A 23734-nucleotide genomic window follows, 5' to 3' on the forward strand; every position below is an offset into this window, starting at 1 on the left:
GGCGAGGGGCCCGCGTAGGGTGTGCCGGGTGAACGCCACTGACCGCACCCCTGCCGACCTGCTGCGATCCGCGCTCGCCGCCGATCCGGGCCGCCCGCTCGTCACGTTCTACGACGACGCCACGGGCGAGCGCGTCGAATTGTCCGTCGCCACCTTCGCCAATTGGGTGGCCAAGACCGCCAATCTGCTCCAGGGCGACCTGAACGCCGAACCCGGCGACCGGCTCGCGCTGCTGCTCCCCGCGCACTGGCAGAGCGCCGTGTGGCTGCTCGCCTGCGCCTCGGTCGGCGTCGTCGCCGAGGTGGGCGGGGACCCGGCCGGCGCCGATCTCGTCGTCAGCGGGCCGGACACCCTGGAGGAGGCCGCGGCCTGCTCCGGCGAGCGCGTCGCGCTCGCGCTGCGGCCGCTGGGCGGGCGGTTCCCGCAGCCGCCCGCCGGGTTCGCGGACTACGCGGTGGAGGTACCGGGCCAGGGCGACCGCTTCGCCCCCTTCGTCCCGGTGGACGCGGACGGGCCGGGCCTGGTGGTCGGCGGCGAGGAGCTCTCGTACGCACAGCTCGTCGGCCGCGCCCGCGAGGACGCCGCGAAGCTCGGCCTCACGGCGGGCTCCCGAACGCTGTCGGGACTCGGCTACGACACCTGGGACGGCCTCTCGGCCGGCCTGTTCGCCGCCCTGGCGACGGACGGCTCGGTGGTCCTGTGCCGCAACCTGGACCGCCTCTCCCCGGAAGCCCTGACGGCCCGCACCGAAACCGAACGCGTGACCCGTACCGTCGCGTAGCGCGGGCGTCCGGGAGGCGCCGAGTGGTGTGGGTCTCGTCTCGTTCGGGGGCCGGGCAGGTGCTGACGCGGATGGGCTAACTTGGGACCCTCATAGGGCCCGAACCGGGTGGGGAGAAACAATTTTGGAAGCCATCCTGCTGGTCGGGGGGCAGGGGACGCGTCTGCGCCCCGTAACGATCAACACCCCCAAGCCGATGGTGCGCGCGGCCGGTGTTCCGTTCCTCGCCCACCAGATAGCCAGGGCCGCCGCCGCAGGTGTCACGCACATCGTGATGGCCACGTGCTACCTCGCCGAGGTCTTCGAGCCGTACTTCGGCGACGGCTCCGCCTTCGGCGTCTCGCTGGAGTACGTCGTCGAGGACGAGCCGCTCGGCACCGGCGGAGCCATCCGCAACGCCGCGCAGCGCCTGACCGGCGGGCCGGACGAGCCCGTCCTCGTCTTCAACGGGGACATCCTCACGGGCCTGGACATCGCCGGGCTGGTCGACTCCCACCGGGCCGCCGCCGCCGACGTCTCGCTGCACCTGGTGCGGGTCGAGGACCCGCGCGCGTTCGGCCTGGTCCCCACCGACTCCGAGGGGCGGGTGCTGGCCTTCACCGAGAAGCCGCAGACCGCCGAGGAGATCATCACCGACCAGATCAACGCCGGCTGCTACGTCTTCCGCCGCAGCGTGATCGACTCCATCCCGGCCGGGCGCCCCGTCTCCGTCGAACGCGAGACCTTCCCCGGCCTGCTGGCCTCCGGGGCCCGGCTCCACGGGGTCACCGAGAACACCTACTGGCTGGACCTCGGCAAGCCCGAGTCCTTCGTCCAGGCCTCCGCCGACCTCGTACGCGGAGTCGTCTCCTCCCCGGCCGTCCCGGGCCCGCGCGGCGAGTCCCTGGTGCTCCCGGGCGCCGAGGTGGCCGCCGGAGCGAAGGTGTCCGGGGGCACCGTCGTGGGCGCCGGCGCCCGGATCGGGGCGGGCGCGGTGGTCGAGGGCTCGATCGTGCTCGACGGCGCGGTCATCGCCGCGGACACCCGGGTGCGCGCCAGCCTGATCGGCGTCGGCGCCACCGTGGGAAAGCGGACCGTCCTGGACGGCGCGGTCCTCGGCGACGGGGCCGTCGTCGGCTCGGACAACGAGCTGCGCGCGGGCGCGCGGGTGTGGTGCGGGGCCGAACTGCCCGCCGCCGCCGTCCGGTTCTCCTCCGACCGCTGACAGAACGCGAGATGCCGCCGGCCGGTGAGGTCGGCGGCATCGTCGTGTCCGGGACGCGTCCGGGTCACGTCCGGGGCACGTCCGGTCCGGGCCCGGCTAGTTGGCCGTGACCGTGACCTTCTCGTCGTGCTGGATCTGCTTGACGAGCTGCTGCACCTTCGCCTTGTCCCAGAGCAGGTTGCCGCCGCGCTCGCCCGCGATCGGCATGTTCATCGACACGCCCTCGCCGCCGCTGATGCCCTTCATCGCGAAGAACATGTCGGCCAGGTCCCACAGGGACATGTCCTTGTCCACGATCAGCGTGTCCAGGCCCGCACCCAGCACCGGGTACAGCTTGAACGGGTTGAGGATCGTGCCCGGCGTCGCCGCCTGGTTGGCCAGCGTCGACAGGAACTTCTGCTGGTTCTTCGTACGGGCCAGGTCCGACTCGGCGAACGCGTACCGGGTCCGGACGAAGGCCAGCGCCTGGCTGCCGTTGAGGGTCTGCTCGCCGGCCTTGAAGTCGGCGCCCGACTTCTCGTCCTTGAAGCCCTTCTCGATGTTCATGTCGACACCGCCGAGCGCGTCCACGATGTTCGCGAACCCGGCGAAACCGATCTCCGCGTAGTGGTCGATGCGCAGGCCCGTGTTGTGCTCCACGGTGCGCACGAGCAGTTCGGGACCGTCGTCCGCGTACGCCGCGTTGAGCTTGGTGTGCTTGCCCGTGCCCGGGTACTTCTTCCCGGACTCGGAGCCGACGAAGGAGGGGATCTCCACGTCCGAGTCGCGCGGCAGCGAGATCATCGTGTTCCCGCTGGAGCAGGCCGCCAGGATCATCATCGAGTCGGTGCGCTTGCCCTCGGCCGAACCCGTGTGGAGCTTCTTCTTGTCCTCGTCGGACAGGCCCTCGCGGCTGTCGGAGCCCACGACCAGGTACGTCGTGCAGTCGCCCTCCTTCGGGCGCTCGATGACCTTGGAGAGGTCGACCTCGCGGCGCACCTTTGAGTCGGCCCAGAAGTAGGTGCCGATGGTGGTCGCGAGCAGCGCCGTGACGAGCACGATCGAGCCGATCTTGATCCGCTTGCGCCAGTCCGGGGCCGGTCCCGCGGGCCTGCGCCCCGGCCCGCCGGGACCCCCGGGGCCGCCCGGACCGGTGGGCGCGCCCGGGCCGCCCGGACCCGACGGGGTGCTCTGCGGCCGCCCGTAGACCTGGCCGCTGTTGTAGCCGCTGTCGTAGCCGCCGTACGTGTCGTGGCTCGGGGCCTGCTGCGGCGGCACCCCGTACGCGGGCGGCTGCCCGGGCCGGGCCGGCGGCTGCGCCGGTCGCTGCGGTTGCTGCTGCGGCGGCACCGGCCGCTGCTGCCGGCGCTGGACATGCGGCATACGCCGGGCACCCTCAGGCTGCGCCTGCGCGCTGCCGCGTCCGTACCGGTCGTCGCCGCTGTCGTTGCGCCCCTCGGGCCACTCACTCATGCCGCCTAGGATGCCTGGCCGGACGGGGTGCCCGACAGTCCGGGCCGAGCTTCGTTCCGGTGCTGTTGCAGAGCTGATGCCCCGGCGTCGGCTTTAAGGTGGGCGCATGACAGAGATACCGGGCGTGACGGCCGGCGAACCACAGGGCAAGCCGATCTCGGCCTCGCGGACCACGCTCAGCCACATCATGACGGCCAACGACACCAACCTCCTCGGCACGGTGCACGGCGGCGTGATCATGAAGCTGGTCGACGACGCGGCCGGCGCCGTCGCCGGGCGGCACTCCGGCGGCCCCGCCGTCACCGCGTCCATGGACGAGATGGCCTTCCTCGCCCCCGTCCGGGTGGGCGACCTCGTCCACGTGAAGGCGCAAGTCAACTGGACCGGCCGCTCCTCCATGGAGATCGGCGTACGGGTCCTGGCCGAGCGGTGGAACGAATCCACCCCCGCCACCCAGGTCGGCAGCGCCTACCTCGTCTTCACCGCCGTCGACGCCGACGGCAAGCCCCGCACGGTCCCGCCGGTGCTCCCCGAGACCGACCAGGACCGGCGCCGCAACCAGGAGGCCCAGATCCGCCGCACGCACCGGCTCGCCCGGCGCCGCGCGATCATGGCGCTGCGCGAGGAGCGCGCCGCCCAGGGATTCGACGACGCCTGAGCCGGGGCCCGGGCCCGCCCCGGACCCCGGAGCTACTTCCCGCAGATCACCTGGTCGCCCGTGACCGCCCCGTACCGGCCCTGGGGCGGGTCCTCGGGCCGGACCGGCACCACCTTCCGGTAGTCCGCCCCGGCGATCACCAGCACCGTCCGGCCCTGGCCCGCCACCGCCCGCAGCTCGCTGCCGGGCAGCGCGGTCGACACCGTACGGGCCGAGCGGTCCCAGCGCGGGTCGTACGCGATCACCGTGCGCTTGACGTCGCGGCTCGCGCCGTTGCCCGGGGCCCGGGTGGTGTCGAAGCCGGTGGCGCGCAGGGCCGTGTCCACGCGCCCGCCGAGCCCGTCGATCCGGGTGCCGTTCTCCACCCGTACCCGGATCTGCTCCGGCGGGACGTCCACCGGCACCGCGGGCTGCTGCCGCGAGCTGCCGGCCGGCCGCTGTCCCGGCGCGGCGGGGGCCAGCAGCGGCCGGTCCAGGCGCAGCGCCTCGAACAGCTTCGCGGCCTTCGGCTCGTCCCATTTCACCGTCGAGCCGATGCCCTTGACGGGGAACGAGGGGTTCCCGATCGGGACCGAGGCGAACTCCGAGGACGAGGGGGTGAAATCGCGCAGGGCCTGGCCCAGGGCCAGCATCTGTTCCGAGCCGAAGCCCCGGTCGGCCCGGACCGAACCCAGGAGGGTGGAGCTGACCTCCTTGAACTTGACCGGGTTCAGCAGGACCCCGCCGCCGGTGGCCTGCTTGATCAGGGCCGCCACGAACTTCTGCTGGCGCTGCATCCGGCCGAGGTCGGCGGCCCCGTCCACGTGGCGCGAGCGCACGTACTGCAGGGCCTGGCCGCCGCTGAGCCGGTGGCTGCCCGGCAGCAGGTCGAGGCCGGTGTTCTGGTCGTGCAGGGCCTTGACGGTGCAGATCTCCACGCCGCCCATGGCGTCGACCGTCTTCATGAAGCTGGTGAAGTCGACCTCCAGGTAGTGGTCGATCTTCACCCGGGTCATGTTCTCGACGGTCCGCACGGTCAGCTGCGGCCCGCCCTCCGCGTACGCGGCGTTCAGCTTCACCGGGTGCGGCCCGTGCTGTTTCCCGCTGGACTCGTCGCGGTGCGCGGGCAGCTCGGCGTAGCTGTCGCGGGGCAGGCTGACCACACTGGCCCGCTCCCGGTCGGCGGAGAGGTGCACGAGCATGACGGTGTCTGTGCAGTGGCAGGGGGCGCCGCCGAGGCGGTACTCGCGCTTGTCCGCGGGGGTGATCTTGTCCCGTCCGTCGGTGCCCACCAGGAGGAAGTTCAGACCGTGTCCGGCCTGCGGCCGGTTCTTCATGTCCTTGAACGGGTCCACCCGCTCGATCCCGGTGTCCAGGCCGGTCATCACCGCGTGCCCGATCGCCCCGGAGCCCAGTACCGCCACCGCCAGCCCGGCCGCCAGCCGGACTCCCCACCGGGGCCGGGCGTCCCTGCGGCGCCGGTCCGGAGCACCTCCGCGCCGTGCGCGCTGCGGCTGCGGGGGCCGGGCGGGTCGGGTGGGACGGTGCGGCTGGGGCACGGGGGACACCTCCGCGGGGGCAGCAGGACCTACAGGGACGAACCAGACACATAGGAGCCGGACCCATCGGACCGGACACATCGGGCAGATCGTCAGAACAGTAGGCCCATACGATCAGCCTCTGTCCCTACCGATCATGCGGCGCGCACCCGTTTCCCCCGTACGCGGTAACGTGACACCGATACCCGACCTTGAAGGACCACATGCCCGCCCAGCAGCCCGCAGTCTCGGTGATCATGCCGGTGCTCAACGAGGAGCGCCATCTGCGTGACTCCGTCCGCCACATCCTCGGACAGGAGTACGCCGGTGAGATGGAGGTGGTGATCGCGCTGGGTCCGTCCACGGACCGCACCGACGAGATCGCCGCCGAGCTCGTACGCGAGACCGCATCCAGTGAACGAGTCCGCGTCGTCACCGTTCCGAACCCGTCCGGCCGCACCCCGGCCGCCCTCAACGCCGCCATCAAGGCCTCGCGTCATCCGATCGTGGTGCGCGTCGACGGCCACGGCATGTTGTCGCCGAACTACATCGCCACCGCGGTCCGCCTCCTGGAGGAGACCGGCGCGCAGAACGTCGGCGGCATCATGCACGCCGAGGGCGAGAACGCCTGGGAAGACGCGGTCGCCGCCGCGATGACCTCCCGGATCGGCGTCGGCAACGCGGCCTTCCACACCGGAGGCAAGGCAGGCCCGGCCGACACCGTCTACCTGGGTGTCTTCCGCCGCGAGGCGCTGGATCTGGCGGGCGGCTACAACGAGGAGTTCATCCGCGCCCAGGACTGGGAGCTGAACTTCCGCATCCGCGAGGCCGGCGGGCTGATCTGGTTCTCGCCCGAGCTGAAGGTCCAGTACCGCCCGCGGCCCTCCGTACGGGCGCTCGCCAAGCAGTACAAGGACTACGGCCGCTGGCGGCACGTCGTGGCCCGCTACCACTCGGGCTCGATCAACCTGCGCTACCTCGCCTCGCCGACCGCGCTGTGCGCGATCGCCGCCGGTGTCGTGGTCGGCGCGGCCGTCAGCCCGTGGGGCTTCGTGGTCCCGGCCGGCTACCTCGCGGCGATCACCGCGGGCTCGGTCCCGGCCGGCAAGGGCCTCTCGCTGAAGGCCCGGGCGCAGATCCCGGTGGCCATGGCCACCATGCACATGTCCTGGGGCTTCGGCTTCCTGACCAGCCCGCGCTCGCTCGCGGCCAAGGTCATCGCGAGCCGCCGCCCGGCGGTGCGCCGGGACCTGGCCGGCGGGGTCTGAGCAGGCCGCGCACGCACGTACGGAAAGGGGCCCGGTGGCGCTGTCGCCACCGGGCCCCTTCGTGCGTGAAGGGTCCTACCAGGTGAAGCCCGGCTGGACCGCCATGCACTCCTTGTCGTCGTCGCCGTTGAGCGGGCGGGCGGAGTCCGGCGCCTTGGTCGGGGCGGGCGCCGGCGGGGTCGGCGCGTTGCCGGTCCGCCAGTCCTTGCCGACGAACAGCACGATCCCGGTGACGTCGTCGGACTTCTCCACGGCGGTGGCCGGCAGGCCGAGGGCGGTGGCCACGGCCGCCGCGTCACCGGCCTGATCGGGGCTGGAGAAGCGGACCACGGTGGTGTCCTCGGCGCCGGTCTGCTGGGTGGACTGGGCCTTGGCGAAGCCCTTACCGACGAGGAGCGTGGCGACTTCGTCGGCCCGGCCCTTGACCCGGACCTGCGCGCCGTCCTTGCCGCCGGTCGCGTTGCGCACGCTGACCGCGATCTTCGCCGGGGGCGCTGCCGGGTCGGCCGCGGGCTGGGAGGGCGCCGTGGAGGGAGCGGTCGAGGGGGAGGCGCCCGGCGACGGCGTGGAGCCGTCCGGGTTCCCGGAGCCCTTGCCGTCGAGCGCGATGTCCTCGCGGACCATCCGGAACAGGGCCTCGGCCTCGACCGGCTTGGGCTCGACCCGGCCCTCCTCGCGGGTGCTGTACACCCACGGCATGGTGGTCATGGTGATCCGCCCGGTGGGGACCTTCTTGAGCTCCATGCTGAGGTCGTACAGCTTGTCGATCTTGTCCAGGCCGGGGTCCACGACCATGGCCTTGATGGCCGCCTGCGCCAGGCTGTTGAGCTTCACCGGGTTGCTGAGCTTGGCGTTCTTGCGGAACTCACGGGCCATCGAGTTCATGTACATGTGCTGGGCGTGGGTGCGGCCGAGGTCGGTGCCGTCCTCGAACCCGTAGCGGGTGCGCAGCCACTGCAGGGCCTGCTCGCCCTGGATGGTGCTCGTACCGGCGGGCAGCTTCAGGCCGGAGCCCTTGCCGTCGCGGGTGCGCGACTCCACGTTCTGCTGGACGCAGACCGGGACGCCGCCGATGGCGTCCGCCATCGTCACCACGCCCTTGAAGTCGATCATCATGAAGTGGTCGATCGGGATGCGGGTGAGCTCGGTCCAGGCGGCGACCGTGCAGCCCGGCCCGCCCCGGCCGAGGGACTCGTTGGTCTGCACGAGGCCCTTGCTGGCCTGGTGGACCTTGCCCCCCGGCTCGGTGCACTTCGGCATCATCAGCATCGTGTCGCGGGGCATGGACACCACCGACATGTTGCTGCGGTCCGCCGACAGGTGCAGCAGCATCTGCACGTCCGCGAGGGGCGGTCCGCCGAAGGTGTCCTTGGCGCCGCCGAGGGCCTGGTTGGCCGCGTCGTCACGGGCGTCGGAGCCGATGAGGAGGATGTTCAGCGGGGTCTGGCCGAAGGCGTTGGGCTTGGAGCCGCCCAGCTTGTTCTCGCCGAGGTTCAGGACGTCCGTCTTGATGCTGCCGTTGAGGTGGCGGTAGTAGAGGTAGCCGCCCGCCGCCGTCGCGAGTATGAGGAGCGACAGGATGGAGGACACCCAGCGCAGCACCCGCCGCCGGCCGCGCCGCTTGGGGGCGCCGCCGGACCCGCCTCTCGGTGGGGGGACGGCGCCGGACGCGCCGGATCCGCCACCGGATATCTCACCGGGCTGGGCGGGCGCCCCCTCCCCTCGCACGCTGCTGTGCCTCACACGTCCCCCTCAAGATTCACTTTGTGTCGTGGTGTGCCGGTCGCACCGGCACGGGCCGGCCCGCTCGCCTTGCTCGGTCTTGCTCGGCGGGCCGGCCCGGCCTTCCCCAGTCGGCCTACTTCGCGCAGATCGCCTTGTCCGCCTCGACCCGCTGGATGTCCTCCGGCGCCTTCTGCGGCGCCGTCAGCGAGACCCCCGCCCCCTTGAAGTCGGCGCCGAGCGTCAGCTTCATCGGGGTCTTGGGCGCGGCGTCCGCCGTGCCCATCTTCAGTGCCGTGGCCGGCAGCCCCATCAGGTCGGCCAGCGCCCGGGCCTGGTCGGCCTGGTTGGGCGCGTACTCCAGCTGCGTCGCGTCGACCTTCGCGGGCGCGTTGCCGCGGTTGCTGGACTTGCCCACGCCCTTGCTGTTCTGCAGCCAGCTCACGGTGGTCGAGGCCGCGCCGCCGGGACCGCCGCCGTTGTAGACGTCCACCCGTACGTCGCCGGCGGGCGCCCGGTTGCCCTGGAGCAGGGCGTCCGACTTGCTCTTGGCCTCCGCGTCGGCCGCGTCCTTCGCCGCCTGCTCCTTCTTCTCGACCTCCGTCAGCGAGACGTCCCCCTGGATCATCTTCAGCAGCGGATCGGCCGACCCGTGCTCGATGACCACGGTCGCCTTCTGGCCCTCGGGCTCGGCCGGGTTGTCGAGCACCGGGAGCGTGGCGAAGGTGATGTTCTTCAGGTCCATGTCCTTCAACTCACCGGCGAGGTCGGTGAGTTTGTCGATGGAGCCTATGCCCGAGTCCACGTTCAGCGACTTGGTCGCCGCCTCCGCGAGGGAGAAGAACTTCTTCGGACTGGTCAGCGTCTCCTTCGACTTCATCTCGCGCATCATCGAGCCCAGGAACTGCTGCTGGGTCTTGATCCGGTCGAGGTCGCCGTGGTTGCCGAACGAGTGCCGGGTGCGTACGAAGGCCAGCGCCTGCTCGCCCTGGAGCCGGTGCTCGCCGGCGTCCAGCTTCAGCTTGGAGTCCTTGTCGTCCACCGGCTTCGCGAGGCAGACCGGAACGCCGCCGACCGCCGTGCTCAGCACCTTCACCGCGTTGAAGTCGACCATCATGAAGTGGTCGACGGTGACCCCGGTGATCTCCTTGACCGTGCGCATCGTGCAGCCCGGGTCGCGGCCCTCCTGGCCGAGGCTGATGTTGAACCGGGTCCCCTTCTCGCCGGGGATGGTCTTCGTCGAACCGTCGGGCTGCTTCGTCGGGCAGGGCGGGATGTTCGTGATCAGGTCTCGCGGGATGGACAGCGCGGTGGCGTTGCTGCGGTCCTTGGCGACGTGGAAGAGGATCGTGGTGTCGGCGTGACCGACGCTCTCCGCGTCCCCGTAGCCCTCGTTGCCCGCGCCGCTGCGCTTGTCGGTGCCGATGACCAGGATGTTGATGGGCTGGTCCTTCTTGAACCCGCCCGTACCCGCGTCACCGACGTCGGTGACCTTGAGGTTGTTGTTCAGATGGTCGTAGTAGAGGTACGCGCCCACCGAACCGGCGACCAGCAGGAAGGCCAGGGTGCCGCCGGTGACGACCAGGATCCTCTTGCGCCGGCCGCCGCCACCGCCGCCCTTGCGCGGCCGGCCGCCGCGCCGCCCGGGCGGACCGTCGCCGCGCCGCGGCCCGGGCACCGCCGGAGACGGGGCCTTGGGAGCCTTGGGGGCGCCGGGCGCACCTGTGCGGGCCGAGGACGTCGGTCTGCGGGGGGCGGCGACGGAGGGCTGCTGCTGCGCAGCGGAACGGTCCAGTTGCAGTTCGTAGTTGCCAGTGCGGGGGTTGAGCACCCACTGGTCTGCGGGGTCGATTTCTTCCGCCCGCCCACGGCTTTGCGCATCCACGGTTGCTCGAATCCTCCGTCGGTGCCTCGCGACGCGTCTCCCCCAAGACGCTCGGTCAACGATCCGGCTGCTGGTGCACGGCCTCTTGGTCTGGTCGGGGCACCGGATCGCTCACCTTATCCGCCCCAGTTGACCGCAAACCATGGTGGTGACAAATTCCACTCCCCTTATAACGGCCCAAACCACCCAAGGCCTTCGCTTCGGGCACCGCCTTTTGGGATTGCTTTACCGGCAATCGGCCGTGCCCGCCGTGGTTCCCGTGAAGGTGGGGACGGGCGCGGGGGTGGATCCGGTTCCCTTCGAGGGCTCCGGGCTCTCGCCGTCGGCGGCGCGGGCGCTGCGCGGGGCCTGTTCGGTTTCGGCCGCCGCCGGGCTCGGCGGGGTCACCGCGAGCGGCTTGTCCGTCCGCAGGTGCTCGAACAGTTGGGCCGCCTCCGGCTGCACCAGCTCGTCCCGGTTCGGGTCGGCGGCGTACGGGCGGCGGGGCACGGTCAGGAACTTGACCTGCTCGGCCGGTATGTCCCGGACGCCGCGTACCAGTTCGTACAGGCCTCGCAGCGAGGCCAGCCCGGGGTCCGTGGTCACCGAGGAGGTCGCCGCGTCCAGCAGCGGGTAGAGCCGCCCCGGGTTCAGCAGCACCCCGGTGCTCTGCACCTTCTTGACCAGCGAGCCGAGGAACTGCTGCTGGCGCTCCATCCGTTCGGTGTCGCTGCCGTTGCCCAGGCCGTAGCGGGCGCGGACGAAGCCGAGGGCCTGTTCGCCGTGCAGGGTCTGCCGGCCGGCCGGGAGCTTCAGCTTCGCCTCGGAGTCCTTCATCGGCTGGTTGAGGCAGATCTCCACCCCGCCGACCGCGTCGACCATCTTCTTGAACCCGCCGAAATCCACCACCATGTGGTGGTCGATCCGGATTCCGGAGAGCTTCTCCACGGTACGGATCGTGCAGGCGGCCCCGCCCCACTCGTACGCCCAGTTGAACTGGGCGAGCCGCTCGGCGGTGCGGCTGCCGTCCGCCGTCAGGCACGCGGGGATCTGCGTCATCAGGTCGCGGGGTATCGAGACCGCGGTCGCGCTCCCGCGGTCCGCGGGCAGGTGCAGCAGGATCGTGGTGTCCGAGCGTTCGGTGCCGCGGTCCTGGCCGTAGCGGGCGTTCTCCTTGCCGGAGCGCGAGTCCGAGCCGATGAGCAGGATGTTCTGCGAACCGCCCACGGCGTGGGTGGGGCGCTCGCGCTCGTAGCGCTCCAGCTCGGCGGCGGCGGAGGTGTCCTCGGTGATGTTCCCGTCGAGCTTGCGGTAGATCCACCAGCCGACCGCCGCCCCGCACAGGACGAGCAGGGCCAGCCCGAGCGCGATCCAGCGCAGCAGACGGCGCCGGCGGCCGCGCGGAGGCTTCGAGGAGCCTCCGGCCGCTTCGGTGCCGCCCGGTATGCCTGCGCTGTCCGTCACTGGCGCTCCGTCCCCTCACCTCGCGCGTGCGGGCCGTACGACCGAAACCACGACCCCAGCCGATCGTGCCCCCGCCCCACGCCGGCGGCCCGGGGGCAGGGGCCTGTCTAGAGCCGTCCGGGTGACAAATGGCAGTTCGTCGCCCCCTGCGAGCCGATCGAACGCGAAACGGCCCCCGGCGGGTGCCGGGGGCCGTTCTCGGGACTGCGGGGCGGGCCGGACTACGGCAGGTTGCGCGCCATGACGATGCGCTGGACCTGGTTCGTGCCTTCATAGATCTGCGTGATCTTGGCGTCGCGCATCATGCGCTCGACCGGGTAGTCACGGGTGTAGCCGTAGCCGCCGAGGAGCTGGACGGCGTCCGTCGTGACCTCCATGGCCGCGTCCGAGGCGAAGCACTTCGCCGCCGCGCCGAGGAAGGTGAGGTCGGCGTCGCCGCGCTCGGAGGCGGCGGCCGCCTGGTAGGTCAGCGCGCGGGCGGCGGCGATCTTCATGGCCATGTCCGCGAGCATGAACTGCACGCCCTGGAAGTCGCCGATCGGCTTGCCGAACTGCTTTCGCTCCTGGACGTAGCCCTTGGCGTAGTCCAGGGCGCCCTGGGCGATGCCGAGCGCCTGGGCCGCGATGGTGATGCGGGTGTGGTCGAGGGTCTTCATCGCCGTGGCGAAGCCGGTGCCCTCGGCGCCGATCATGCGGTCGGCCGGGATCCGCACGTTGTCGAGGTAGACCTCGCGGGTCGGGGAGCCCTTGATGCCGAGCTTCTTCTCCGGGGCGCCGAAGGAGACGCCCTCGTCGGACTTCTCGACGACGAACGCGCTGATGCCCTTGGAGCGCTTCTCCGGGTCCGTCACGGCCATGACCGTGTAGTACTCGGAGACGCCCGCGTTGGTGATCCAGCGCTTGACGCCGTTGAGCACCCAGAAGTCCCCGTCGCGCACGGCGCGGGTCTTCATGCCCGCCGCGTCCGAGCCCGCGTCGGGCTCGGAGAGGCAGTACGAGAACATGCCGTCGCCCTTGGCCAGCGGGCCGAGGTACTTCTTCTTCAGGTCCTCGGAGCCGGAGAGGATCACCGGGAGCGAGCCGAGCTTGTTCACGGCCGGGATCAGGGAGGAGGACGCGCACACGCGGGCCACCTCCTCGATCACGATCACGGTGGCCAGCGCGTCCGCGCCCGCGCCGCCGTAGACCTCGGGGACGTGGACGGCGTGCAGGTCGTTGGCGACGAGCGCGTCGTGCGCCTCCTGCGGGAAGCGGGCCTCCTCGTCGACCGCGGCGGCGAACGGCAGGATCTTCGCCTCGGCGAGCGAGCGGACGGACTCGCGGAGCATGTCGTGCTCCTCGGCCGGGCGGTACAGGTCGAAGTCGGCAGAACCCGCCAAGACTCTCACTCCCCAAGTGTGATGCGTGATGCTAACTACCGTTAAGTAACCCAAATCTTAGTGTCCGGCGTCCCGGCAGCGATATGTACGGAGTACGTGAGCTGCGTGACAGCCGGGTCTCCTGGGGAACGTCCCCCCGGACCGGCCCGACTATGCTCAGTGGCCGCAAACGGCCCCGCACCTCTGGAGCATCCATGGCCCCCCTCAGGATCACTGTGATCGGCACCGGCTACCTCGGCGCCACCCACGCCGCGGCGATGGCGGAGCTGGGCTTCGAGGTGCTCGGGCTGGACGTGGTGCCGGAGAAGATCGAGATGCTGTCCGCGGGCCGGGTGCCGATGTACGAGCCCGGGCTGGAGGAGCTCCTCGCCGCGCACGTCGAGGGCCTGCCGGGCTCCACCGGGCGGCTGCGCTTCACCCAGTCCTGGGAGGAGGTCGGCGCCTTCGGCGACGTCCACTTCGTCTGTGTGAACACCCCGCAGAAGCACGGCGAGTACGCCTGCGACATGAGTTACGTCGACTCCGCGATCGAGTCCCTCGCCCCGCACCTGACCCGTCCCGTCCTGGTCGTCGGCAAGTCCACCGTGCCCGTGGGCTCGGCGGAGCGGCTCGCCGCGAAGCTGGCCGAGCTGGCTCCGGCGGGCGAGGAGGTCGAGCTGGCGTGGAACCCGGAGTTCCTGCGCGAGGGCTTCGCCGTCCAGGACACCCTGCACCCCGACCGGATCGTGATCGGCGTCCACGGCGAGCGCGCCGAGAAGGTGCTGCGCGAGGTGTACGGGACCCCGATGGCGGAGGGCAGCCCGCTGGTGGTGACCGACTTCCCCACCGCCGAGCTCGTCAAGACCGCCGCCAACTCCTTCCTCGCCACCAAGATCTCCTTCATCAACGCGATGGCGGAGGTCTGCGAGGCGGCCGGCGGCGACGTGGTCAAGCTGGCCGAGGCCATCGGGCACGACGACCGCATCGGCAGGAAGTTCCTGCGCGCCGGCATCGGCTTCGGCGGCGGCTGCCTGCCCAAGGACATCCGGGCCTTCATGGCGCGCGCCGGCGAGCTCGGCGCGGACCAGGCGCTGACCTTCCTGCGCGAGGTCGACTCGATCAACATGCGCCGCCGCGGCCACATGGTCGAGCTGGCCCGCGAAGCCGTGGGCGGATCCTTCCTCGGCAAGCGGGTCGCGGTGCTCGGCGCCACCTTCAAGCCGGACTCCGACGACGTCCGCGACTCCCCCGCGCTGAACGTGGCCGGGCAGATCCACCTCCAGGGCGGCCAGGTCACCGTCTACGACCCCAAGGGCATGGACAACGCCCGCCGCGTCTTCCCCACCCTCGGGTACGCGGACTCGGCGCTGGAGGCCGCCCGCGGCGCGGAGGTCGTCCTGCACCTCACCGAGTGGCGCGAGTTCCGCGACCTCGACCCGGTCGCGCTGGGCGCGGTCGTCACCGACCGCCTGATCCTCGACGGCCGCAACGCCCTGGACACCGACCGCTGGCGCGCGGCCGGCTGGACGTACCGCGCGATGGGCCGCCCGCGCGCGTGACGTCCGCCGGCCGGCCTACGCCGGTCTGCGGTGCTGGGCGGCGCGGGCCGTGAACTCCGCGTCGCGCAGCACCCGCTGGGCGTTGCCCCAGGTCAGCAGCGCCAGATCGGTCTCCGACCAGCCCCGCTCCAGCAGCTCCGCGACCAGCCGCGGATAGCCCGAGGGGTCGGTCAGGCCCGTCGGGCGGGGGACCCCCGGCTCGGTGCCGAAGGTGGCGCCGAGGGCGACGCAGTCCGGGCCGGCCACGGCCCGTACGTGCTCCAGGTGGTCGGCGACCGCATGGAGGGAGTCGCCGGTCTGGGCCGCGTCGAAGGTGACCATCGCCAGCCCCTCCGCGGCCCGCAGGGCCAGCAGCACCTCGTCGGTCACGTTCCCCGGATGCGGCTTCAGCGCCGCCGCCGCGGTGTGCGAGACGATCACCGGGGCCTTGGAGGCCCCCGCCAGCTGGCAGGCCACCTCCGGCGTGCAGCCGGTCAGGTCCACCAGCATCGCCAGCCGGTTCATCTCCTTGACCACCTCGTGGCCGAAGGGGGTCAGCTCGTCGCGGGCCCAGGGCGCTCCCGCGGGCGCGAGGATCCGTACGCCCAGCGCGTGGAAGGCGCGCAGGGCGCCCAGCGAATCGGTCAGCGTACGGCCCGGCACGGGGCCCAGGAACGAGGCGATCCGGCCCCGGTTGCGGGCGTCGGCCATGTCGTCCGCGGTCAGCGCGAGGCACAGGCCGTCCGGGTAGCGGCGCATCAGGGCCAGCGCCGTGTCGATCTGGTCGAGGGTGTCGGACAGCACCTGGTCCGCGGTCTCGTCCTCGTGCGGCGGCAGCAGCGACCAGAACTGGGCGCCGACCCCTCCGGCGCGCAGCCGCGGGATGTCGGTGTCGACACCGCTGTCGGGGGTGTCGATGTCGTGGTACGGGCTCTGGCGCAGCGTCCAGACGAGGGTGTTGTGCCCGTCGGCGACGGGATGCACGGACAGCAGCGCGACGGCCCGTTCCAGGGCGCTGCCCGCCACCGGGGCGGGTGGGTCCTCGGCTCCCGCGGATCCGGGGCCCGCGGGGACCGTGTCGGCGGCGTACGCGGTGTGCGCCGCATAGTCGGTGTGCGGTTCATCCTGCAGGTCGGCCATGGCGTTCGGCTCCGGTCTCGGCGGCAGCAGGGAGAGAGATGCTGCCACGGTGACACGCGGGGCGGCCGGGCCGCCCGGCGGATGTGGCGTTCGGGTGTAACCCGCAGGTCACACCCCTGGCCGCAGCCGCCGGGAGGTCCGGCGCCAAGGACCGCCGGCGGCTACAGCACCGCGTTGGAGGGGCCGTGCGAGGCCGAGAGCTCGCGCGCCACCGCCTCCGCGTCGCGCAGTGCCCGTACGGCGTTGGACCAGGTCAGCTTGGCCAGGTCGGCCCGCGACCAGCCGCGCGTGAGCAGCTCCGCGATCAGGTTCGGGTAGCCCGCCACGTCGTCCAGCCCGGCCGGGGTGAAGGCCGTGCCGTCGTAGTCCCCGCCGATGCCGATGTGGTCGACGCCGGCCACCTCGCGCATGTGGTCCAGGTGGTCGGCGACCGTGGCGGCGGTGGCCACCGGGCGCGGCCGCTCCGCCTCGAAGGCGCGGTGCAGGGCCATCGCCTCGGGCGAGGTGTCGAGGTGGTGGAAGCCGTGCGCGCGCAGGTTCGCGTCCGCGGCCAGGGTCCATTCGACGGCCGCCGGGAGGATGAACTTCGGTACGAACGTGGCCATCGCGACGCCGCCGTTGGCCGGCAGCCGCTCCAGCACGTCGTCCGGGATGTTGCGCGGGTGGTCGCACATCGTCAGCGAGGACGAGTGGGAGAAGATCACCGGCGCGGTCGAGACGGCGAGCGCGTCGCGCATCGTCGTCGCGGCGACGTGCGAGAGGTCGACGAGCATGCCGATGCGGTTCATCTCGCGGACGACCTCGCGGCCGAAGTCGCTCAGGCCTCCGTGGCGCGGTTCGTCGGTCGCCGAGTCGGCCCAGTCGATGGTGTCGTTGTGCGTGAGCGTCATGTAGCGCACGCCCAGCTGGTGCAGGGCGCGCAGCGTGGCCAGCGAGTTGTTGATGGAGTGGCCGCCCTCGGCGCCCATCAGCGAGGCGATCCGGCCGTCGGCGCGGGCCGCCTCCATGTCGTCGGCCGTCAGCGCCCGTACGAGGTCCGCCGGGTAACGGTCGATCAGCTGGGCGACGGCGTCGATCTGCTCCAGGGTGGCGCTGACCGCGGTGTCGCCCGCGTAGTCGGAGCGTACGTACACCGACCAGAACTGCGCGCCGACCCCGCCGGCCCGCAGCCGGGGGATGTCCGTGTGCAGGCGGCCGCGCTGGTCGTCGGCGATGTCGCGCCGGGCCAGGTCGTAGCGCACCTGCTCGCGCAGCGCCCACGGCAGGTCGTTGTGCCCGTCGACGACCGGGTGCTCGGCGAGCAGTTCCCGCGCCTCGCCCAGCCGCTGCGCGGCGCTCACTTGCCGAATCCGAAGGAGTCGGCGCCCGCGACCTTCGTCCGCAGCCGCTTGCCCTTCTCGGTGGCCTGGTCGTTCAGCTCCTGCTGGAACTCCTTCATGCGGGCGAGCAGCTCGGGGTCGTGGGCGGCCAGCATCCGTACGGCCAGCAGCCCGGCGTTGCGCGCCCCGGCGACGGAGACGGTGGCGACGGGGACACCGGCGGGCATCTGGACGATCGAGAGCAGGGAGTCCATGCCGTCGAGGTACTTCAGGGGCACGGGTACGCCGATGACCGGCAGCGGGGTCACCGAGGCGAGCATGCCGGGCAGGTGGGCGGCGCCGCCGGCCCCGGCGATGATCGCCTTGAGGCCGCGTCCGGCGGCCTGCTCCCCGTACGAGACCATCTCGCGCGGCATCCGGTGGGCCGAGACCACGTCGACCTCGTAGGGGATCTCGAACTCGTCGAGGGCCTGGGCGGCGGCCTCCATGACGGGCCAGTCGGAGTCCGAGCCCATGACGATGCCGATGACGGGACCTGTGGTGGAGCTGCTCATGCGGTGATCGTTCCCCTGAGGTAGCCGGCTGCGTGGCGTGCGCGTTCCAGCACATCGTCCAGGTCGTCGCCGTAGGTGTTGACGTGTCCGACCTTGCGGCCGTGCTTCACGTCCTTGCCGTACATGTGGATCTTGAGCTGCGGGTCGTGGGCCATGCAGTGCAGGTACGCCGCGTACATGTCGGGGTAGTCCCCGCCGAGCACGTTCGCCATGACCGTCCAGCGGGCCCGCGGGCGGGGGTCGCCCAGGGGGAGGTCCAGGACCGCCCGTACGTGGTTGGCGAACTGGGAGGTGATCGCGCCGTCCTGGGTCCAGTGGCCGCTGTTGTGCGGGCGCATCGCCAGCTCGTTGACGAGGATCCGGCCGTCGGCGGTCTCGAACAGCTCCACGGCCAGGTGGCCGGTCACGCCCAGCTCCTTGGCGATGCGCAGGGCGAGTGCCTGGGCCTCGCCCGCGAGGGCCTCGGAGAGGTTCGGGGCGGGGGCGATCACCGTGTCGCACACGCCGTCGACCTGGATGGACTCGACCACCGGGTAGGCGACGGCCTGGCCGTGCGGGGAGCGGACGATGTTGGCCGCGAGCTCGCGGACGAAGTCGACCTTCTCCTCCGCGAGGACCGGCACGCCCGCCTTGAAGGGGGCCTCGGCGTCCTCGGGGGTGCGGACGAACCACACGCCCTTGCCGTCGTAGCCGCCGCGCACGGTCTTGAGGATGACCGGGAAGCCGCCCACTTCGGCCGCGAAGGCCGCCGCGTCCGCCGGATCGCTCACGATCCGGTGGCGGGGACTCGGGGCGCCGATCTCGTCGAGCTTCGCGCGCATCACCCCCTTGTCGGCGGCGTGCATCAACGCGTCGGGCCCCGGGCGGACGGGGATGCCGTCCGCTTCCAGGGCTCTCAGGTGCTCGATGGGCACGTGCTCGTGGTCGAAAGTGATCACGTCACAGCCGCGCGCGAAGGCGCGCAACGTCTCCAGATCGCGATGGTCGCCGATGACGACATCGTTCACGACCTGGGCCGCCGAGTCCTGTGGGGTGTCACTGAGGAGCTTGAATCTGATGCCGAGGGGGATGCCCGCCTCGTGGGTCATGCGGGCGAGCTGACCGCCGCCGACCATGCCGACTACCGGGAACGTCACCTCTCCAGGGTATCCGCCGGTATTCCGCCATCCGGACGTGACCCTGGCCCGTTCTGGTCGACGCGCGTAGCGTCGGCGCCCCCGTGTGCCGTGCGTCGCACGGTGTGCGAAGGCACAGACGGGCCCCTCGGGCGACACTTAGCATGGGCGCCTTGACCGAAGCGGCAGACGCCTCCACGGACGCCCCCGACCGGGGCGGTGACGACAGGACTGATCCATCACATGAGCACGCCGCAGCAGGGTTCCGCGCTCGAACGCGTACGCGGCCTCGCCCGCGAAGTCGCGAAGTTCGGGGCCGTCGGCGGCGTGGGTGTGCTCGTCAACCTGGGCGTCTTCAACCTGATCCGCCACACCACCGACCTCCAGGTCGTCCGGGCGAGCGTCATAGCCACCGTCGTGGCGATCACCACCAACTACCTGGGCTTCCGGTACTTCACCTACCGCGACCGCGCCCGCACCGGCGGCTCCCGCGAGCTGCCGCTGTTCGTGGCCTTCAGCGTGATCGGCCTGGTGATCGAGAACGGCGTGCTGTACGCCGCCACCTACGGGTTCGGCTGGGACGGCCCGGTCGCGACGAACGTGTTCAAGTTCATCGGCATCGGCACCGCCACCGTGTTCCGCTTCTGGTCGTACCGGACCTGGGTCTTCAAGGCCCTGCCGGAGCCCCGGCCGGATACCACCGAGGTCGCGGCCGTGGTTTCCTCCCCGCGCGGCAAGGCCGCCGGCGCCACCCGCGCCCCCGAGCACGCCGCGAAGTAGCGCGTCGCCCCGGCGTCGCCCTGCACGGTCCCGGCGTCAGCCGTTCAGCGCACCGTCTGCTCCGGCGCCGGCCGCTCCGGGGCCGTCCGGCTCAGGAACAGTGCGAACACCGGCGGCTGCGTCTGCAGCAGCTCCAGGCGCCCCCCGTCGGCCTCCGCGAGGTCCCGCGCCACCGCCAGCCCGATCCCGGTGGAATTGCGCCCGCTGATCGCCCGCTCGAAGATCCTGTTGCCGAGGTCCGGCGGCACCCCCGGCCCCTCGTCCGTGACCTCCAGCACCGCCTGGTTCCCGATCACCCGGGTACGCAGCGCGACGGTGCCGCCACCGTGCATCAGCGCGTTCTCCACGAGGGTCGCCAGCACCTGCGAGACGGCGCCGGGGGTGCCGACCGCCCGCATGCCCGTCTTCCCGGAGCGCACGATGGCCCGCCCTGCGCTGCGGTAGGCCGGCCGCCACTCCTCCACCTGCTGCTTGACGACCTCGTCCAGGTCGAAGGGGACCGCCGAGCCCGTCCGCGGGTCCCGCGAGTTCGTCAGCAGCCGCTCGACCACGTCCGTGAGCCGCTCCACCTGGGTCAGGGCGATCGTCGCCTCTTCCCGTACGGTCTCCAGGTCGTCGGTGACCGTGATCTCCTCCAGCCGCATCGACAGGGCCGTGAGCGGGGTGCGCAGCTGGTGCGAGGCGTCCGCGGCCAGCCTCCGCTCGGCGGTCAGCATCCGGGCGATCCGCTCCGCGCTGGAGTCCAGTACGTCCGCGACCCGGTCCAGCTCGGGGACCCCGTACCGCTTGTGCCGCGGCCGCGGGTCGCCCGAGCCCAGCCGCTCGGCGGTCTCGGCGAGGTCGGTGAGCGGCGAGGCCAGCCGGTTGGCCTGCCGTACCGCGAGCAGTACGGCCGCCACGACGGCGAGCAGCGCCACCGCTCCGACCACGGCCAGGGTCCGCCCGACCTCCCGGGTCACGGTGGAGCGGGACTCCTCGACGACGACGGTTTCCCCCTGCTCACCCTTGGCGGTGCCGCGGATGACGCTGTCGGGGATCCGGTCGCCGACCTCCACGGGCGGCTGACCGGGGACGGTGATCCTGGCGTAGCCGCCCATGTCGAGCTGCTCGGCGAGGGCGTGGGCGTCGATGGGCTTGCGCTCCAGGACGCTCGCTTCGACCATGCCGACCAGGCGCAGCGCCTCGGACTCGATGCGGTCCTGGGCGCTGCTGGTGATCGTCCGGGTCTCCACGATCACCAGGGAGACCCCGAAGACGGCGATGACGACGAGCACCACGGCGAGCGTGGAGTTGATCAGGCGGCGGCGCATGGTCCGGGAGGCCGCTCAGCTCTTCTCGAAGCGGAAGCCGACCCCGCGGACGGTGGCGATGTAGCGCGGGTTGGCGGCGTCGTCGCCGAGCTTCTTGCGCAGCCAGGAGATGTGCATGTCGAGGGTCTTGGTGGAGGACCACCAGGTGGTGTCCCAGACCTCGCGCATCAGCTGGTCGCGGGTGACGACCCGGCCGGCGTCGCGGACGAGGACCCGGAGCAGGTCGAACTCCTTGGCCGTGAGCTGGAGCTCCTCCTCCCCCATCCACGCGCGGTGCGATTCGACGTCGATCCGCACGCCGTGGGTGGCGGGGGCCTGGGTGGCGTCGCCCGCGCCGCGCCGCAGCAGGGCCCGGACCCGGGCCAGCAGCTCGGCCAGGCGGAAGGGCTTGGTCACGTAGTCGTCGGCGCCGGCGTCCAGGCCGACGACCGTGTCGACCTCGTCCGCCCGGGCGGTGAGTACGAGAATGGGGAAGCCGTGGCCCTCGGCGCGCAGCCGGCGGGCGACTTCGAGGCCGTCCATGCCCGGCAGGCCCAGATCCAGGACGACGAGGTCGACGCCGCCCTGAAGTCCCGCGTCCAGGGCGGTGGGGCCGTCCTCCCGGACCTCGACCTCGTACCCCTCCCTGCGCAGGGCGCGGGCCAGGGGCTCCGAGATGGATGCGTCGTCCTCGGCGAGCAGTACACGCGTCATGTGGGTGATGGTAGTGCGCGGCGGGTGTGATGAGGGGCGTGCCCGAAGACCCCTTTCGATCTGGGCTTATGAACTACTAACGGCCTTCGAATACGATCAAACGGTTCCCCGGAATCCTGTGATCCATATCTCAAGTCCTTCCATATGCCGCAGTGTCCTGTCGTATGGTGGCGAGACGCCTGATGCACTACCCAGGGGATCTTTGTGCCGAAAAGCGAGCCAAAGACCTCAAATTCTGCTCTGGTCGGTTTCAACCGGCCCAGATGACAGTGAATGACCTGTAGGCCGGGCCCCGAGCGCCAAAGGTGCGCGCCGGGGCGTGGATCCCGGTTACGGATGTCCCCTGCCCCCCTCCTTCGAGGACGGGGGCAGACCCCTGGGCGTGGGGTGGGACACCCGTCGCCGGTGCCGGCCACCCCCCACCGGGCGCTGTTCCGCTCACGAAGCGAAGCGTCCCGAGCAAGCAAGGATCGACCATGGCTTCCAGCCTGACGAGGGACTCGGCGGACCCGTCCACCGAGAAGACCTTCTTCGGCCACCCCCGTGGCCTGGCCACTCTGTTCATGACCGAGATGTGGGAGCGTTTCTCCTACTACGGCATGCGTGCACTCCTGGTGTACTACCTGGTCTCGGGCGGCGCCGACGCCGCCACGGGCAGCCAGGGTGGCGGTCTGGCCATGACCGCGGCCACCACCACGGCCATCTACTCCGTGTACGTCTCGATGGTCTACCTGATGGCCATGCCGGGCGGCTGGTTCGGTGACCGTGTCTGGGGCGCCCGCAAGACGGTCGCCATCGCAGGCTTCGTGATCATGGCCGGTCACCTCTCGCTGGCCGTCCCCGGTCAGGCGATGTTCTTCGTCGGTCTGATCCTCGTCGCGGCGGGCTCCGGTCTGCTGAAGGCCAACATCTCCACGATGGTCGGCCACCTGTACAACGGCCCAGAGGACCCGCGCCGTGACGGTGGCTTCACGCTCTTCTACATCGGCATCAACCTCGGCGCCTTCGTCGCGCCGCTGGTCGTCGGTACGGTCGGCAAGGAGCACAACTGGCACCTGGGCTTCGCCCTCGCCGCGGTCGGCATGGGCCTGGGTCTGACCCAGTTCCTGCTCGGCACCAAGCACCTGAGCCCGAAGAGCAGCATCGTTCCGAACCCGCTGTCGGCGGAGGAGCGCAAGGCCGTCCTGACCAAGGTCGTCCTCGTGGTCGTGGCCATCGCCGTCTTCTACGGCGCCGTCATCGGCCTCGGCGCGTACACGCTGAACTGGGCCCTGGTCCCGCTGACGCTGGCCGGTCTGTTCATCCCGATCGCCGTCCTGACCCGCATCAAGCGCGACAAGGACCTGTCGGGCGCCGAGCAGTCGAAGATGACCGCGTACATCTGGTTCTTCATCGCCGCCGCCGTCTTCTGGATGATCTACGACCAGGGTGGCTCGACGCTGTCCCTGTTCGCGGACGACAAGACCGCCGACACCGTCTTCGGCCTCGGCTTCTCGGCCACCTGGTACCAGTCGCTGAACCCGCTGTTCGTGATGGCGCTGGCCCCGGTCTTCGCCTGGCTGTGGGTGTGGCTGGCGCGCAAGAACCAGGAGCCGAACACCATCGTGAAGTTCGCGATGGGCCTGGTCCTGATCGGTGCCTCGTTCTTCGTCTTCATCGTCCCGATGGGCATGGCCGGCGACGGCACCAAGGTCTCCCCGATGTGGCTGGTCTCGATCTATATGATCCAGACCATCGGTGAGCTGTGCGTCTCCCCGGTCGGCCTCTCCGTCACCACGAAGATGGCCCCGCAGAAGTACGCCTCCCAGATGATGGGCGTCTGGTTCCTCGCGGTCACCGCCGGTGACTGCATCACCAGCCTCCTGTCCATCGGCGGCGTCGACCTCAACGGCACCTGGGTGATCGCCTTCCAGGCGCTCGCCGCGGCCCTGGCCGGCTTCGCGGTCTACGCGTACCGCAAGAAGGTCCAGGTACTGATGGGCGACGTGCACTGACGC

At 71.4% G+C, this 23734-nt stretch carries 19 protein-coding genes; 7 read left to right on the forward strand and 12 right to left on the reverse strand.

Features of this window, described 5'->3' with window-relative positions:
* Nucleotides 1–28 precede the first annotated feature (28 nt).
* Together AB0M92_RS03255 and AB0M92_RS03260 are read left to right on the forward strand one after the other, a co-directional pair.
* On the forward strand, nt 29–781 hold the full coding sequence (locus AB0M92_RS03255; protein ID WP_366100380.1) for a TIGR03089 family protein: 753 nt from the start codon (nt 29–31) through the stop codon (nt 779–781).
* Between the two features lie 121 nt (nt 782–902).
* Entirely contained in the window at nt 903–1985 is a 1083-nt protein-coding gene (locus AB0M92_RS03260) for an NDP-sugar synthase (RefSeq protein ID WP_366100781.1), read from the forward strand.
* 96 nt (nt 1986–2081) lie between these two features.
* On the opposite strand, the gene AB0M92_RS03265 is transcribed toward AB0M92_RS03260, so the two are convergent.
* A complete protein-coding gene (locus AB0M92_RS03265) occupies nt 2082–3437 on the reverse strand; it encodes an LCP family protein (RefSeq protein ID WP_366100381.1) in 1356 nt (451 codons plus the stop codon).
* Between the two features lie 106 nt (nt 3438–3543).
* On the opposite strand from AB0M92_RS03265, the gene AB0M92_RS03270 reads away from it, so the two are divergent.
* Complete coding sequence (locus AB0M92_RS03270; protein ID WP_366100382.1) at nt 3544–4095, forward strand: acyl-CoA thioesterase; 552 nt, start codon at nt 3544–3546, stop codon at nt 4093–4095.
* A gap of 32 nt (nt 4096–4127) precedes the next feature.
* Here AB0M92_RS03270 and AB0M92_RS03275 read toward each other — a convergent pair whose 3' ends face one another.
* A complete protein-coding gene (locus AB0M92_RS03275) occupies nt 4128–5714 on the reverse strand; it encodes an LCP family protein (protein WP_366100383.1) in 1587 nt (528 codons plus the stop codon).
* Nucleotides 5715–5836: 122 nt separating this feature from the next.
* Here AB0M92_RS03275 and AB0M92_RS03280 point away from each other — a divergent pair, with 122 nt between their 5' ends.
* Complete coding sequence (locus AB0M92_RS03280) at nt 5837–6880, forward strand: glycosyltransferase family 2 protein (protein ID WP_366100384.1); 1044 nt, start codon at nt 5837–5839, stop codon at nt 6878–6880.
* Between the two features lie 75 nt (nt 6881–6955).
* Here AB0M92_RS03280 and AB0M92_RS03285 read toward each other — a convergent pair whose 3' ends face one another.
* The 4 genes from AB0M92_RS03285 to AB0M92_RS03300 form a co-directional block, all read right to left on the reverse strand.
* On the reverse strand, nt 6956–8470 hold the full coding sequence (locus AB0M92_RS03285) for an LCP family protein (RefSeq protein ID WP_366100385.1): 1515 nt from the start codon (nt 8468–8470) through the stop codon (nt 6956–6958).
* Nucleotides 8471–8738: 268 nt separating this feature from the next.
* Nucleotides 8739–10487: an LCP family protein gene (locus AB0M92_RS03290; RefSeq protein ID WP_366100386.1), complete on the reverse strand. Its 1749-nt coding sequence runs from the start codon at nt 10485–10487 to the stop codon at nt 8739–8741.
* Between the two features lie 225 nt (nt 10488–10712).
* A complete protein-coding gene (locus tag AB0M92_RS03295; protein WP_366100387.1) occupies nt 10713–11930 on the reverse strand; it encodes an LCP family protein in 1218 nt (405 codons plus the stop codon).
* 221 nt (nt 11931–12151) lie between these two features.
* Nucleotides 12152–13309, reverse strand: a complete 1158-nt coding sequence (locus tag AB0M92_RS03300) for an acyl-CoA dehydrogenase family protein (RefSeq protein WP_366100388.1) — start codon at nt 13307–13309, stop codon at nt 12152–12154.
* A 194-nt stretch (nt 13310–13503) separates the two neighbouring features.
* Here AB0M92_RS03300 and AB0M92_RS03305 point away from each other — a divergent pair, with 194 nt between their 5' ends.
* On the forward strand, nt 13504–14847 hold the full coding sequence (locus AB0M92_RS03305) for a UDP-glucose/GDP-mannose dehydrogenase family protein (protein ID WP_366100389.1): 1344 nt from the start codon (nt 13504–13506) through the stop codon (nt 14845–14847).
* Nucleotides 14848–14862: 15 nt separating this feature from the next.
* Here the strand turns inward: AB0M92_RS03305 and AB0M92_RS03310 are convergent, their stop codons facing one another.
* The 4 genes from AB0M92_RS03310 to AB0M92_RS03325 form a co-directional block, all read right to left on the reverse strand.
* Nucleotides 14863–16014, reverse strand: a complete 1152-nt coding sequence (locus tag AB0M92_RS03310; RefSeq protein ID WP_366100390.1) for a dipeptidase — start codon at nt 16012–16014, stop codon at nt 14863–14865.
* 113 nt (nt 16015–16127) lie between these two features.
* Nucleotides 16128–17306, reverse strand: coding sequence for a dipeptidase (locus tag AB0M92_RS03315; RefSeq protein WP_366100391.1), 1179 nt, complete (start codon nt 17304–17306; stop codon nt 16128–16130).
* Nucleotides 17303–17839, reverse strand: a complete 537-nt coding sequence (gene purE, locus AB0M92_RS03320; protein ID WP_366100392.1) for a 5-(carboxyamino)imidazole ribonucleotide mutase — start codon at nt 17837–17839, stop codon at nt 17303–17305. Before purE ends, AB0M92_RS03315 begins: the two co-directional genes overlap by 4 nt.
* Nucleotides 17836–18975: a 5-(carboxyamino)imidazole ribonucleotide synthase gene (locus tag AB0M92_RS03325; protein ID WP_366100393.1), complete on the reverse strand. Its 1140-nt coding sequence runs from the start codon at nt 18973–18975 to the stop codon at nt 17836–17838. The genes purE and AB0M92_RS03325 overlap by 4 nt, the downstream gene beginning before the upstream one ends.
* Nucleotides 18976–19197: 222 nt before the next feature.
* Here AB0M92_RS03325 and AB0M92_RS03330 point away from each other — a divergent pair, with 222 nt between their 5' ends.
* On the forward strand, nt 19198–19734 hold the full coding sequence (locus AB0M92_RS03330) for a GtrA family protein (protein ID WP_366100394.1): 537 nt from the start codon (nt 19198–19200) through the stop codon (nt 19732–19734).
* A gap of 44 nt (nt 19735–19778) precedes the next feature.
* On the opposite strand, the gene AB0M92_RS03335 is transcribed toward AB0M92_RS03330, so the two are convergent.
* Entirely contained in the window at nt 19779–21044 is a 1266-nt protein-coding gene (locus AB0M92_RS03335) for an ATP-binding protein (RefSeq protein WP_366100395.1), read from the reverse strand.
* Between the two features lie 15 nt (nt 21045–21059).
* Nucleotides 21060–21737 (reverse strand): response regulator transcription factor, encoded by a 678-nt coding sequence (locus AB0M92_RS03340; RefSeq protein ID WP_048479095.1) that lies wholly within the window; start codon nt 21735–21737, stop codon nt 21060–21062.
* A 476-nt stretch (nt 21738–22213) separates the two neighbouring features.
* On the opposite strand from AB0M92_RS03340, the gene AB0M92_RS03345 reads away from it, so the two are divergent.
* Nucleotides 22214–23731 (forward strand): oligopeptide:H+ symporter, encoded by a 1518-nt coding sequence (locus tag AB0M92_RS03345; protein ID WP_366100396.1) that lies wholly within the window; start codon nt 22214–22216, stop codon nt 23729–23731.
* Nucleotides 23732–23734: the final 3 nt, after the last annotated feature.

The organism is Streptomyces sp. NPDC051582, from assembly GCF_040681715.1.
In the GTDB taxonomy this organism is placed as follows: domain Bacteria; phylum Actinomycetota; class Actinomycetes; order Streptomycetales; family Streptomycetaceae; genus Streptomyces.